We start from the raw sequence: 12,903 nt of genomic DNA, 5'->3' as shown, positions 1-12,903 counted from the left end.
AAAAAGATGTTTGTACTGCAACTGGCCCTGATCGGCTTGTGTATCGCGTTGTTGCCGCTGTCTTACGTGTGGGTCAAGGCCGACGACAACAAATTCCGCAAGCTGGTCTGGCTGACCACCTTCCTGACGCTCGATCTGGCGATGTTCGGCGGCTTCACGCGTCTCACCGATTCCGGGCTCGGCTGTCCGGACTGGCCGGGCTGCTACGGCACCTCGTCGCCGTTCATCGCGCACGCGGCGATTTCGGCCGCGCATCAGGCAATGCCCACCGGGCCGGTCAGCATGACGAAGGCCTGGATCGAAATGATCCACCGTTACTTCGCGATGGCGATCGGCGTGCTGATCATCGCGCAGACGATCATTGCGTGGACGGCGCGCATCAAGCGCCGTCCGCTGCATGTGTCGCCGTGGTGGCCGACGTCGCTGCTGCTGCTGATCCTGGTGCAAGGCGCGTTCGGCGCGTGGACCGTGACGATGAAGCTGCAGCCGATCATCGTGACGACGCATCTGCTGCTCGGCCTCGCGCTGCTCGGCACGCTCGGCTGGCTGGCCGCGCGGCTCACGCCGTTGCCCGCGTACGAGCCCGAAGCCGCGCGCAGGCGCGCGGCGGCGCTGGCGGGTCTGGCGCTGCTGGTCGCGCAAATCGCATTGGGCGGCTGGGTCAGCACGAACTATGCGGTGCTCGCGTGCACCGACTTCCCGACCTGCAACGGCCAGTGGATTCCGCCGATGGACTTCGCGCACGGCTTCCACCTGTGGCGCGCGCTCGGCATGACCGGCGACGGCGACATGATTACCCAGGACGCGCTGGTGGCGATTCACTGGACGCATCGCACGTTTGCGTTCGTGGTGATCGCCTATCTGCTGTGGTTCGCGCTGAAACTGCGCCGCTTCGAGTCGCTGCGGCGCCCGGCGAACGGCGTGCTGCTGGTGGTGCTGATCCAGTTCATCACGGGGCTGTCGAACATCGTCCTGCAGTGGCCGTTGCCGATTGCGGTCGCGCATAACGGCGGGGCCGCGATCCTGCTGCTTTTGCTCGTTATGTTAAACTTTCGGATCGCTTATAGCCGTCCCGGCCGCGCCGTGCTCCCTGCGGGCGATGCCGCGCCAGCGTGACTCCACATGGACAGCACAACACTCTCCCAAACTCCCGGTAGCCGGGTCTCCCAGTACGTCGCCCTGACGAAGCCGCGCGTCACGCAACTCGCCGTGTTCTGCGCTGTCATCGGCATGTTCCTGGCGACGCCCGGCATGGTGCCGTGGACGGTGCTGATCGGCGGCACCGTCGGCATCTGGCTGCTGGCCGGTGCCGCATTCGCCATCAATTGCCTCGTCGAACAGAAAATCGACGCGAAGATGCGCCGCACTTCGTGGCGGCCGTCCGCGCGCGGCGAGATCACCACCTCGCAGATTCTGCTGTTTTCGGCCGTGCTCGGCGGCCTCGGCATGTGGACGCTCTACGCGTTCGCCAATCCGCTGACCATGTGGCTCACGCTGGCCACGTTCGTCGGTTATGCGGTCATCTACACGCTGCTGCTCAAGCCGGCTACGCCGCAGAACATCGTGATCGGCGGCGCGTCGGGCGCGATGCCACCGGCGCTCGGCTGGGCTGCGGTCACTGGCCACGTGCCGGGTGACGCATGGATTCTGGTGCTGATCATCTTCGTGTGGACGCCGCCGCATTTCTGGGCGCTCGCGCTGTATCGCCGCAAAGACTACGAAAACGCCGGCCTGCCGATGCTGCCGAACACGCACGGCGAAAAGTACACGCGCCTGCATATCCTGCTGTACACGGTGATCCTGTTCGCGGTCACGCTGATGCCGTTCGTCTCCGGCATGAGCGGTGTAGTGTACCTGGGCGCCGCAGTGCTGCTGGGCGCCGTGTTTCTCGCGTATGCGTGGAAGATCTATCGGGACTACTCGGACGATCTGGCGCGCAGAACCTTCCGTTACTCGATCGTCTATCTGTCGCTGCTGTTCGCCGCGCTGCTGATCGACCACTATGCGCGCGTCGTGATCGGCGCGTAATACCATGTTCAAAAACCGCTTCGCGCGCGCGGCGCGTGCTGCTGTGATCGCTTGCGCGCTGGGCGGCGCAGTGCTGGTAGCGGGCTGCGGCAAGCAGCCGCCGGCGTTCACGAATCTTGACATCACCGGCAATACCCAATTCGCGAGCGACTTTTCGCTGCCCGACACGTCCGGCAAAATCCGCACGATGGCGGACTACAAGGGCAAAGTGGTGGTGCTGTTTTTCGGCTACACGCATTGCCCGGACGTCTGCCCGACCACGATGGCCGAGCTCTCGCAAGCGTTGCAGCAACTCGGCCCGGAAGACGCCAGGCGTGTGCAGGTGCTGTTCGTCACCGTCGACCCCGAGCGCGACACGCCGCAATTGCTCGCGCAGTACGTGCCGGCGTTCAACCCGACCTTCGTCGGCTTGCGTCCTGCCGATGACGCGCAACTCGTCAAGCTCGCGAAAGACTTCCGCATCTACTACGCGAAGGTGCCGGGCAAGACGCCCGACAGCTACACGATGGATCACACTGCGGCGAGCTACGTGTTCGACACGCAAGGCAAGCTGCGTCTGTTCGCGCGTGATGGCCAGGGCGCTACGCCGTGGGTGCACGATATCAAACTGCTGCTCGACTGATACTGATACGCAGAAAAATACCCATGGGCGCGTGATCCAATCACGAGCCCATTTTCAATCCCCTCGCTGTAACCCAACCCTCAAGCCAGCATCGGCAAATTCAACCCCGGCGCGAGACGCGTCGTCTTGAACTCCGTCACCTCGTAACGCGCGAGTTTCTGCTCGGCGAACGGGTCGCTGGCGAGGATCTGATCCAGCTTCTCGCGCTCGATGCGCACCGCCAGGATGATGCCGCTGCCTCGCAACACAACCGGTTTCCTCGCCGGGTCCGGGTCTCTCAAGTTGGCCGCCTCGCATGCCGATATATCTATGGCAATCGTTTTCGCCCATCGCGACGCCACACGCTCGCGCCGCAGACAGAAGACGAATCACACCAGAGAGACCACAACAATGAGCAGGATGAGTCTGAATCGCAAACTATGGCTGTCGCTCGCGCTCGTATGGCTGGGGCTGCTCGGCGTCGGGCTGTGGAGCGCGGTCGAAACGCGCAGCACGATGCTGGCCGAGCGCAAGTCGGGCATGGTGAACCTCGTCGAGGCGGCGCAAGGTGTCGTGAGCGGTTACTACGCGCTGTCGCAGAGCGGCAAGATGAGCGAGGCCGACGCCCAGCGCGAAGCGCTCGCACGTCTTGCCACCATGCGCTACGGCGAAGCCGGCTATCTGTTCGTGATGGATTCGAAGCCGGTCGTGCTGATGCATCCAACGCTGCCGCAAATGACCGGCAAGCCGGTCGGCGACTTCAGGGATCCGGACGGCAAGCTCCTGTACGTGGCGATCGTCGACGCGGCCAAGGCAAGCGGGCGCGGTTTCGCGCAGTATCGCGGACGTCTGCCGCACAGCGAAACGGCGGTGCCGAAAATCAGTTACGTGGTGCGTTTCGCGCCGTGGGACTGGAACATCACGAGCGGCGTGTTCATCAAGGACATCGACACGGTGTACTACGAAACGCTGCTGGGCCACCTCGTCGTGGTGCTGGTCATCGGCGCGGTCATCTCGCTGGCGATGGTGCTGATCATTCGCAACGTGCGCGCGAGTCTCGGCGGCGAACCGGATCAGGCGGCGCGGCTCGCGGCGAGTATCGCGCAGGGCGATCTGACGCAAGCGGTCGAGGTTCGTGCGCAGGACACGACCAGCATGATGGCCGCGATGAATGAAATGCAGAACCGTTTGCAGCGGACGATCGGGGAGATCCGGCGCTCGGCGGAATCGATCGCGTCGGCGACGCAGCAGATCGCCGCCGGCAATGGCGATCTGTCGCAGCGTACCGAGCAGCAGGCGGCGTCGTTGCAGGAGACCGCCGCGAGCATGGAACAGCTGACCGCGACGGTCAAGCAGAACGCCGACAACGCGCGCCAGGCGAGCGGGCTTGCGCACAACGCGTCCGACATCGCGACCCGCGGCAACGACGTGGTGAGCCGCGTGATCGGCACGATGGGCGAGATCAACGATAGCTCGCGGCAGATTGCGGACATCATCGGCGTGATCGAAGGGATCGCTTTCCAGACCAACATTCTCGCGTTGAACGCGGCGGTGGAGGCGGCACGCGCCGGCGAGCAGGGGCGCGGTTTCGCGGTCGTCGCGGGCGAGGTGCGCAGTCTCGCGCAGCGTTCGGGAACGGCGGCCAAGGAGATCAAGCAGTTGATCGGCGCGTCGGTCGAGCGCGTGCACAATGGTTCGACGCTGGTCCAGCAGGCCGGCGCGACGATGGGCGAGATTCTGCAGGCAGTGCAGCGCGTGACCGACATCATGGGCGAAATTGCGGCCGCGTCCGAGGAGCAGAGCAGCGGCATCTCGCAGGTCGGCCGCGCGGTCACGCAGATGGACGAAGTGACGCAGCAGAACGCCGCGCTGGTCGAACAGGCGGCGGCCGCGGCGGCCTCGTTGCAGGATCAGGCGGGGCGTTTGCGCGACACAGTCAGCGCGTTTCGAGTGAACGGTGCCGCGGGCCCGGCTGAACGCGCTGTTGCGGGTGCCGCGCGTGGCGTGGCGCCAGCGGGGCTTCCGGCTGCAACACCGGACGGCGGCGCGGCGGCCCAGGGCAAGGTGTCCGCACGAGCGGAGCCGCAGTTGTCCGCGCGGGCATCGGCATCGTCCGCATCGGCTGGAGCAACTGCGAGCGCGAGGCCCGCGCCGGCGCGCACGTCTGCCGACGCGGCAAGGTCGACCACCACAACAACCACCGCGACCGCCACCGACAACGACTGGACCACCTTCTAACCACCTTGCCACGCGCGTGCCCGGTTTTCCGCGCACGCGGTCCGGTCCCGCGCCGTTCATGCGCATACCCATATGCGATCGTGATATTTCCCATCTTGCCGTGCCTATGAGACCATCGCGGGTTTGGTTGGCGGCGCGCTCGCATCAGTAAATGCCGCCGCCGGCTTCCACCCGAGTCTGACACCGATCAGAGAATCGGTTAGAAACAGTCGATTAGAAACAGCGAGAATTACATGCAGCGCAGAAACCTCCTCAAAGCCCTCTCCGCAGTGATCGCCGGCGCGGCGATCCTGACCAGCTTCGGCGCGCACGCCGACGACAAAGTGATCAAGGTCGGCACCATCGGCGGCCCGGATGCGCAAATCTGGGAAGTCGTCACCAAGGTGGCGAAGCGCGAAGGCCTGAACGTGAAGGTCGTCGAATTCAACGACTACGTGCAGCCGAACGCCGCGCTCGACGCAGGCGATCTCGACGCGAACAGCTTCCAGCACCAGCCGTACCTCGATAGCCAGATCAAGCAACGCGGCTACAAGCTCGTCAATGCCGGTCTCACGTACATCTCGCCGCTCGGCGTCTATTCGAAGAAGCTGAAGTCGCTGAAGGATCTGCAGCCGGGCGCGAAGGTCGCGGTGCCGAACGATCCGTCGAACGAAAACCGTGCGCTGCTGTTGCTGCAGTCGCAAGGCCTGATCAAGCTGAAGGCCGGTGCGGGCACGGGCGGCAATAACGCCACGCCGCTCGACATCGCTGAGAATCCGAAGAAGATCAAGTTCGTCGAACTCGACGCTGCCCAACTGCCGCGTTCGCTGTCGGATGTCGACGCGGCCGTGATCAACACGAACTTCGCGCTGGCCGCCGGCCTGCAGCCGACCAAAGATGCGATCGCGCTGGAAGACATCCATAGCCCGTATGCGAACCTGATCGCGGTGCGCGCGCAGGACAAGGACAAGCCGTGGGTCAAGAAGCTGGTCGCGGCCTATCAGTCGGAAGACGTGCGCCAGTTCATCAAGACCCAGTTCAAGGGTTCGATGGTGCCGTCGTTCTAAGCGACGAGTGCCGGGCAGGCGCGTGCTGCCACGTCCGCGCCGGGCCTGCCTCTACAACTCCAGTTCCCATCTTTCGATGATCAGATCCTTGCCGAAGCGGCGCTCTGCCGCCGTGCCGGCGAGCCTGAAGCCGGCGCGCTCGCATAGCCGCCGCGGTTGTGCGAGCATGCTGGCGGTCGTCAGCGTGAGCTTCGTATAACCCGCGCGTCGCGCGAACCGCACGCATTCGCTGAGCAATTGCGTGCCGATGCCGAGGCGCTGCACATCCGGCTCGACCCACAGTAAGCGCACGCCCGCCACCGTCGTCGACACGCCGACGATGCACACCGAGCCGACCACCATCCCCTCCTGCTCGGCGACCCAGCACATCTCGCGCAGCGGATCGTTGCGCTGCGTGTAATCGGCGACGACTCGCGCCAGCAATCCCTCGAACGATTGATCCCAGCCGTATTCCGCGGCGAACCACTGCGCCTGCCGATGCACGAGCCAGCCGCACTCACCGGCGCGCGGCTGCCGGAGTGTCACGAGATCGTGCTTCGGTTTGTCGCCGAGCAGCCGCTCGATGAGCTTCATTGCGGTAATCAGCTGTTCCTGCGAGAGCGCCGTGAGGCTGCCGAGCAGCGCCGACACTTCTTCGATGGCGGCGGCATCGAGCGGCGCGTAGGCCGCGTGGCCGTGATCGGTGAGCGCGATCAGCGACTGGCGCGCATCCAGGTCGGACGGGCGGCGCGTAATCAGATCGCGTCGTTCGAAACTGGTCAGCAGCCGGCTGAGATAGCCGCTGTCGAGACCGAGGGAGCGCCCGAGCACCGACGCCGTCTGCGCACGTTCGCGGGAAAGCTCGTGCAGCACGCGGACCTCCGTCAGCGAGAACGCGCTCCTCGTCAGATGCTCATGCAGTGCGCCAATGTGCTGGGTATAGAAGCGGTTGAAATGGCGGACGGCCTGAGCGCGCCTGCGCGCCTCGGAATCAGTCAAGTGCTGCTCCCCGGGGAATTTCTATGGCTTGTATCCCGCACTATATTTGAACGCCTGTCGTTAACAAAGCCACGCCGGCCACGCGCGCACCGAGCTGGTATTAAAAAGGTATCGATCAGCAACCATGGCTCCGGCCGCGACGGGATCCGGCGAGGGCCGCACAGGTATCCGCCGACGGGCTCGAATACGGGTAAATCCTTATCGTGCAAACGCCCTCCCAGAAGCCCTCTCGAGCCCTTCGGAGCCTTATCCAGCAAGGCTTTGCGGCTCGTCATACCAGCATGGAACCAGTTGGTTGACTGGTATTATGTTGGTTATATAATGGGCTCTCATTTTTCGTAGGCCGACCTATTCGCGGCGGCCGCCGGAGCCCCATGGAAACTCGCTGGTCCGCACTGATGCCTGACGCCCGCAACGTCACGCCGCTCTATTTGCAGCTCGCGCGCAATCTGGCGACGGCGATCCATTGCGGCGTGTGGTCGGCGGGTGAAGCGCTGCCTTCGGAGCGCACGCTGTCGGACGCGATCGGCGTGTCGCGCATCACTGCGCGCAAGGCGATCGAGCTGCTGGTCGAGCAGGGCTTGATCCGGCGCGCGCGGGGCGCGGGCAGCTTCATTACGCCGCGCGTCGAAGATCCGCTGTCGCGGCTCACCGGTTTCACGAAGAAGATGCAGCAGCGCGGGTTCCGGCCGGACTCGGTGTGGCTCGAGCGCACTATCCGCGCCGCCAACCGGGACGAGCTGGTGCACCTCGGGCTGTCGCCCGGCGCGGCGGTCGCCAGTCTGCGGCGGCTGCGGCGCGCGGACGGCATCGTCATGGCGGTCGAGCATTCGGCGCTGCCGGCGGCGATCGTGCCCGACCCGCAGGCGATCGGCGTGTCGCTGTACAGCTATCTGGAGCAACGTGGCGCCGCCGTCGTGCGCGCGTTGCAGCACTTTCGGGCGGTCAACGCGTCGAGCGAGATCGCCGCGTTGATGGACATCGAACCGCGCACGGCGCTGCTGGTCATTACCCGTATCGGCTATAGCGCCGACCAGCGCGCAATCGAATTGACCGACACCTATTGCCGCGATGACTACTACGACTTCGTCGCTGAATTGCGCACCTGAGTTGCGTAACTGAGCGGCCCGCGCGGCCGGCCGTCAAATACGGCGAGCGCAATTCAGTCACACCCGTATCAAGCCTCACCAGAGAGAATCATGCTGAACGGAAACATACTCACCACCGATGGGTGGATTCACGGCACGCTCGAATACGAAAACGGCCGCATCACGGCGCTCATCGGCGAACGCGTCGATCCGTCGACGAACGACGCGCCGTACATCCTGCCCGGCTTCATCGATCTGCACGTGCACGGCGGCGGCGGTTCCGACGTGATGGAAGGCGGCGACGCAATCGAAGTCATCGCCCGCACGCATGCGCGCTACGGCACGACCAGTCTGCTCGCCACCACGATGACCGCGCCGCGCGATGAACTGATGAAGGTGGTCGCCGGGCTGGGCAACAACGCCAAGGTGCGCACGCCAGGCGGCGCACGCGTGCTCGGCGTGCATCTGGAAGGACCGTACATCAACCCCGGCAAGCTCGGCGCGCAACCGGACGCGGCTGTCTCGGCGGTGATGGGCGAAGTGCTGAAGTATCTGTCGATCGCGCCGATCCGCGTGGTCACGCTGGCGCCGGAAATCGCCGGCCATATGGAGATCATCTCCGCGATGGCGGCGCGCGGCGTGCGCGTGCAACTCGGCCATTCGCTCGGCACCTACGACGACGCCGTCGCCGCGCTCAAGCACGGCGCCTGCGGCTTCACGCATCTGTTCAACGCGATGTCGCCGCTGCATCACCGCAATCCTGGACTGGTCGGCGCGGCGCTCGCGCACGCCGAGTTCGCCGAAATCATTCCCGACTTGCTGCACGTTCATCCGGGCGCGATCCGCGCCGCGTTGCGCGCGATTCCGCGCCTGTACGTGGTGACGGACAGCACCTCGGCCACCGGCATGCCCGACGGCGAATACCGCCTCGGCAGCCAGCACGTGACGAAGTGCCTGGGCGGCGTGCGTCTCGCCGACGGCACGCTCGCCGGCAGCACCCTGACGATGGATCAGGCGCTGCGCAATCTCGTCTCGATCGGCCTGCCGATCGCCGATGTATCAAACCGTTTGTCGCGCTATGCCGCCGACTATCTCGGCATCGAGGACCGCGGCCGTATCGCGCGCGGCGCCTGGGCCGACGTGGTCGTGTTCGATCGTGAACTGGCGTTGACCGCGACTTACGTCGAAGGAGAAGCAATTGTCGAATATGCTTAAAGAGGCGCTGGCGTCCGCTGAAACGGTCGCCGCGCAACTCACGGACACCTCGCGCGTCAAGGCCCTCGCGGCGCAGCTCGCCACGCAGCCGCGCCATGTCGCGCTGACGGTCGCGCGCGGCAGCTCGGACCATGCGGCGAGTTACTTCGCGAGCCTGACGATGAGCCGCCTCGGCGTGCCGGTTGCGTCGCTGCCGATGTCGGTCGCGACGCTGCAACAGGCGCCGCTGCAGGTGCGCGATCAGCTCGCGCTGGCGTTCTCGCAATCGGGCAAGAGCCCGGATCTGGTCGGCACGATGGCAGCGCTGCGTAACGCGGGCGCGCTGACCGTTGCCGCCGTGAACGCGCCGAGCTCGCCTTTGGCCGATGCGTGCGAATGGCATCTGCCGCTCGTCGCCGGTCCGGAACTCAGCGTCGCGGCCACCAAGAGCTATATCGCGATGCTGTCGATTTCCGCGCAACTGGTCGCGCACTGGCAGAACGACGCCGACCTGCTCGGCGCGCTGAACACGCTGCCCGACGCGTTGCAAAGCGCGGGCAAGCTCGACTGGTCGAAGGCCGTCGACGAACTGCGCGGCATCGAGCGCATGATCGTGATCGGCCGCGGTCTGGGTCTCGCGATCGCGCAGGAAGCCGCGCTGAAGCTCAAGGAAACCTCCGGCATTCAGGCCGAAGCGTTTTCGAGCGCGGAAGTGCGCCACGGTCCGATGGAACTGATCGACCGCGACTATCCGCTGCTGGTGTTCGCCCCGCGCGGACCGGAACAGGCCGGCCTGCTGCAACTCGCGCGCGACATGCAGGCGCGCGGCGCGCGCGTGCTGCTCGCCGCACCGGACGACGTGCCGGAAGCGACGTTGCCGCTTGCCGCCACCGCTCATGCGGCGCTCGATCCGATCTCCGCCATCCTGTCCTTTTACGTGATGGCCGCCGGCCTTGCCGCCGCGCGCGGGCGCAATCCCGATGCGCCGCGCCATCTCAACAAAGTCACCGAAACTCACTGACGAGAAATCAGATGCGACGTGTCGAGGAGTCCCGCTTGATGAGCCATTCTGAAGGCCATATTGTTTTGCTTGCGCCGCTGACCGGTCCGGTCGTGCCGCTCGCGAAGGTGCCCGACCCGGTGTTTTCGGGCGGCATGTTCGGCGACGGCATTGGCGTCGATCCGCTCGAGGGGCGACTCGTCGCGCCGTGCGACGGCACCGTTACCCATCTGGCGCGCACCGGTCACGCGCTCACGCTGGCGACCGCCGAAGGTGCGGAGATTTTGCTGCACATCGGTATCGACACGGTCGAGCTGAACGGCAAAGGTTTCGCGCCGATGGTCGAGCAGGGCGTACACGTGCGCGCCGGCGACGTGCTGATCGAGTTCGATCAGGATCAGATCGCGTTGAATGCGCCGAGTCTCGTGTCGGTGATCGCGATTGCCAATTCGGATGCGTTCGAAATCGTCGAGCGTGCGCAACACGGTTTGTTGAAGGCGGGTGAAACGCCGCTGCTGATCCTGCGCGCTCGCGCCGGCGCGGCAGCCGACGCCGCGCGTGAGGCGAGCGCGACGAACGTGACCGAAGAAGCTCGTCAGCAGGTCACGCTGGTTCATGCGGGCGGTCTGCATGCGCGCCCCGCGGCGCGTGCGCGGGAAGCGGCGCGCGGTTTCGATGCGCACGTCGAAGTGCGCTATGAAGGGCGCAAGGCGGCGATCGAAAGCGTGGTCGGTCTGCTCGGCCTCGGCGCGGGTGAAGGTGCGACCGTCGAGTTGCTCGGCGTCGGTCCGCAAGCGAAAGCCGCAGTCGACGCGATCGCTCACGAACTGACACGCGAAGCGCACGGCGAAGTCGAAGAAAAACCGGCGCGGCAAAGTTCGCCGGCGCCGCAAACGGTGTCGCGCCCGGCGGGCGAACCGCTCGCGCCGAATACGCTCGCCGGTGTCTGCGCGGCGCCGGGCGTCGCGGTCGGCAAGCTGGTGCGCTGGGACGACGCGGACGTCGATCCGCCGGAACAGGCGAGCGGCACGTCCGCTGCGGAGAGCCGCCTGCTCGACAAGGCGATCGCCAGCGTCGATGCCGACCTCGACACGACCGTGCGCGATGCGTCGCAACGCGGCGCGGTCGGCGAAGCGGGGATTTTCGCGGTGCATCGCGTGCTGCTGGAAGATCCGACGCTGCTCGACGCCGCGCGCGATCTGATCAGCCTCGGCAAGAGTGCTGGCTTTGCATGGCGTGAAGCGATCCGCGCACAGATCGGAATCCTTAGCAAAATCGAAGATGCGCTGCTCGCGGAACGTGCCGCCGATCTGCGCGACATCGACAAGCGTGTGCTGCGCGCGCTCGGTTATACGAACGCCGCGGCGCGCATGCTGCCGGAAGAAGCCGTGCTCGCGGCTGAAGAGTTCACGCCGTCTGATCTGTCTTCGCTGGATCGCTCGCGGGTTACCGCGCTGGTGATGGCGCGCGGCGGCGCGACCTCGCACGCGGCGATTCTCGCGCGCCAGGCGGGCATTCCCGCGCTGGTGGCGGTCGGCGACGCGTTGCATGCGATCGAGCCAGGCACGCAAGTGGTGGTGAATGCCAGCACCGGCCGCCTCGAATTCGCGCCGACCGAGCTCGATGTCGAACGTGCGCGGCGGGAGCGCAGCCGCCTCGCCGATGTGCGCGAAGCAAACCGCCGCACTTCGCAGCAGGCAGCGGTGACGTCCGATGGCCGCGCGATTGAAGTGGCCGCGAACATCGCCACGCTCGACGACGCGAAAACCGCCGTCGAGAACGGCGCCGATTCCGTCGGCCTGCTGCGCACCGAACTGCTGTTCATTCATCGCCCCGCTGCGCCAACCACCGACGAACATCGGCAGAGCTATCAGGCGATTGTCGATGCGTTGAGCGGCCGCACCGCGATCATCCGCACGCTGGATGTCGGCGCGGACAAGGAAGTCGATTATCTGACGCTGCCGCCCGAACCGAATCCGGCGCTCGGCCTGCGCGGCATTCGCCTCGCCCAGGTACGCCCCGATCTGCTCGACGATCAGTTGCGCGGCCTGCTCGCGGTGCAGCCGCTCGGCGCCGTGCGCATCCTGCTGCCGATGGTCACCGACGTCGGCGAGCTGATCCGCATCCGCAAGCGTATCGATGAATTCGCCCGCGAGTCGGGCCGCACCGAGCCGATCGAAGTCGGCGTGATGATCGAAGTGCCGTCGGCGGCGCTGCTGGCCGATCAACTCGCGCGGCACGCGGACTTCCTGTCGATCGGCACCAACGATCTGACGCAATATACGCTCGCGATGGACCGCTGCCAGGCCGACCTCGCCGCGCAAGCCGATGGCTTGCACCCGGCCGTCTTGCGCCTGATCGCGGCCACCGTGCAAGGCGCGGACAAGCATGGCAAATGGGTCGGCGTGTGCGGTGCGCTGGCGGGCGATCCGCTCGCGATGCCGCTGCTCGTCGGCCTTGGCGTGACCGAGCTGTCGGTGGACCCGGTGTCGGTGCCGGGCATCAAGGCGCGGGTACGCAACCTCGATTATCAGCTGTGCCGCCAACGCGCCCAGGATGCCCTGGCGCTGGAATCGGCGCAGGCGGTAAGAGCAGCAAGCCGCGAAACCTGGCCTTTGGACTGAACCTCACACGGTCCACAACCAGCTTCGCTCAGTCATTACGCGCAGTCAGTACGTATAGCGACAAAACTCAACGACGACGTTCGACCACGAGACAAAGATTGGAGAT

Annotated in this window: 10 protein-coding genes and 1 pseudogene; 9 read left to right on the top strand and 2 right to left on the bottom strand. The window is 65.7% G+C overall.

The genetic code is table 11. The features are described from left to right. The first annotated feature begins 6 nt into the window (after nucleotides 1-6). From HV744_RS24455 to HV744_RS24445, 3 genes are read left to right on the top strand one after another with little or no spacing between them, the layout of a single operon-like run. Nucleotides 7-1,116: a COX15/CtaA family protein gene (locus tag HV744_RS24455; RefSeq protein WP_175151963.1), complete on the top strand. Its 1,110-nt coding sequence runs from the start codon at nucleotides 7-9 to the stop codon at nucleotides 1,114-1,116. A gap of 6 nt (nucleotides 1,117-1,122) precedes the next feature. Beyond that, a complete protein-coding gene (gene cyoE, locus HV744_RS24450) occupies nucleotides 1,123-2,028 on the top strand; it encodes a heme o synthase (RefSeq protein ID WP_175151962.1) in 906 nt (301 codons plus the stop codon). A 4-nt stretch (nucleotides 2,029-2,032) separates the two neighbouring features. Next, on the top strand, nucleotides 2,033-2,650 hold the full coding sequence (locus tag HV744_RS24445) for an SCO family protein (RefSeq protein ID WP_175151961.1): 618 nt from the start codon (nucleotides 2,033-2,035) through the stop codon (nucleotides 2,648-2,650). An 80-nt stretch (nucleotides 2,651-2,730) separates the two neighbouring features. On the opposite strand, the pseudogene HV744_RS24440 reads toward HV744_RS24445, so the two are convergent. Next, nucleotides 2,731-2,913 (bottom strand): annotated as a pseudogene (locus tag HV744_RS24440) (YciI family protein); the annotation flags it as partial. A gap of 136 nt (nucleotides 2,914-3,049) precedes the next feature. On the opposite strand from HV744_RS24440, the gene HV744_RS24435 reads away from it, so the two are divergent. Beyond that, the gene (locus tag HV744_RS24435; protein ID WP_175151960.1) at nucleotides 3,050-4,867 is read left to right on the top strand and encodes a methyl-accepting chemotaxis protein; all 1,818 of its coding nucleotides are present in this window, start codon (nucleotides 3,050-3,052) and stop codon (nucleotides 4,865-4,867) included. Nucleotides 4,868-5,100: 233 nt separating this feature from the next. Further along, nucleotides 5,101-5,913 (top strand): MetQ/NlpA family ABC transporter substrate-binding protein, encoded by an 813-nt coding sequence (locus HV744_RS24430; RefSeq protein ID WP_175151959.1) that lies wholly within the window; start codon nucleotides 5,101-5,103, stop codon nucleotides 5,911-5,913. Nucleotides 5,914-5,964: 51 nt separating this feature from the next. Here the strand turns inward: HV744_RS24430 and HV744_RS24425 are convergent, their stop codons facing one another. Continuing rightward, on the bottom strand, nucleotides 5,965-6,891 hold the full coding sequence (locus HV744_RS24425) for a bifunctional helix-turn-helix transcriptional regulator/GNAT family N-acetyltransferase (RefSeq protein WP_175151958.1): 927 nt from the start codon (nucleotides 6,889-6,891) through the stop codon (nucleotides 5,965-5,967). 374 nt (nucleotides 6,892-7,265) lie between these two features. On the opposite strand from HV744_RS24425, the gene HV744_RS24420 reads away from it, so the two are divergent. The 4 genes from HV744_RS24420 (at nucleotide 7,266) to ptsP (ending at nucleotide 12,797) form a co-directional block, all read left to right on the top strand. After that, the gene (locus HV744_RS24420) at nucleotides 7,266-8,000 is read left to right on the top strand and encodes a GntR family transcriptional regulator (RefSeq protein WP_175151957.1); all 735 of its coding nucleotides are present in this window, start codon (nucleotides 7,266-7,268) and stop codon (nucleotides 7,998-8,000) included. Between the two features lie 90 nt (nucleotides 8,001-8,090). Beyond that, the gene (gene nagA, locus HV744_RS24415; protein ID WP_175151956.1) at nucleotides 8,091-9,194 is read left to right on the top strand and encodes an N-acetylglucosamine-6-phosphate deacetylase; all 1,104 of its coding nucleotides are present in this window, start codon (nucleotides 8,091-8,093) and stop codon (nucleotides 9,192-9,194) included. Then, a complete protein-coding gene (locus tag HV744_RS24410) occupies nucleotides 9,187-10,194 on the top strand; it encodes an SIS domain-containing protein (protein ID WP_175151990.1) in 1,008 nt (335 codons plus the stop codon). Before nagA ends, HV744_RS24410 begins: the two co-directional genes overlap by 8 nt. A 38-nt stretch (nucleotides 10,195-10,232) precedes the next feature. Further along, entirely contained in the window at nucleotides 10,233-12,797 is a 2,565-nt protein-coding gene (gene ptsP / locus HV744_RS24405; protein ID WP_175151955.1) for a phosphoenolpyruvate--protein phosphotransferase, read from the top strand. The last annotated feature ends 106 nt before the right edge of the window (nucleotides 12,798-12,903 follow it).

This window comes from Paraburkholderia ultramafica, from assembly GCF_902859915.1.
Classification (GTDB): domain Bacteria; phylum Pseudomonadota; class Gammaproteobacteria; order Burkholderiales; family Burkholderiaceae; genus Paraburkholderia; species Paraburkholderia ultramafica.
Note: the sequence above shows the minus strand (reverse complement) of the source record. Positions and strands in the feature narration are given on the sequence as shown.

Excerpts from the sequence above, each read along its gene's own strand:
- HV744_RS24455 (WP_175151963.1), top strand. The coding sequence starts at position 7 with ATGTTTGTACTGCAACTGGCCCTGATCGGCTTGTGTATCGCGTTGTTG.
- cyoE (WP_175151962.1), top strand. The coding sequence starts at position 1,123 with ATGGACAGCACAACACTCTCCCAAACTCCCGGTAGCCGGGTCTCCCAG.
- HV744_RS24445 (WP_175151961.1), top strand. The coding sequence starts at position 2,033 with ATGTTCAAAAACCGCTTCGCGCGCGCGGCGCGTGCTGCTGTGATCGCT.
- HV744_RS24435 (WP_175151960.1), top strand. The coding sequence starts at position 3,050 with ATGAGTCTGAATCGCAAACTATGGCTGTCGCTCGCGCTCGTATGGCTG.
- HV744_RS24430 (WP_175151959.1), top strand. The coding sequence starts at position 5,101 with ATGCAGCGCAGAAACCTCCTCAAAGCCCTCTCCGCAGTGATCGCCGGC.
- HV744_RS24420 (WP_175151957.1), top strand. The coding sequence starts at position 7,266 with ATGGAAACTCGCTGGTCCGCACTGATGCCTGACGCCCGCAACGTCACG.
- nagA (WP_175151956.1), top strand. The coding sequence starts at position 8,091 with ATGCTGAACGGAAACATACTCACCACCGATGGGTGGATTCACGGCACG.
- HV744_RS24410 (WP_175151990.1), top strand. The coding sequence starts at position 9,187 with ATGCTTAAAGAGGCGCTGGCGTCCGCTGAAACGGTCGCCGCGCAACTC.
- ptsP (WP_175151955.1), top strand. The coding sequence starts at position 10,233 with ATGAGCCATTCTGAAGGCCATATTGTTTTGCTTGCGCCGCTGACCGGT.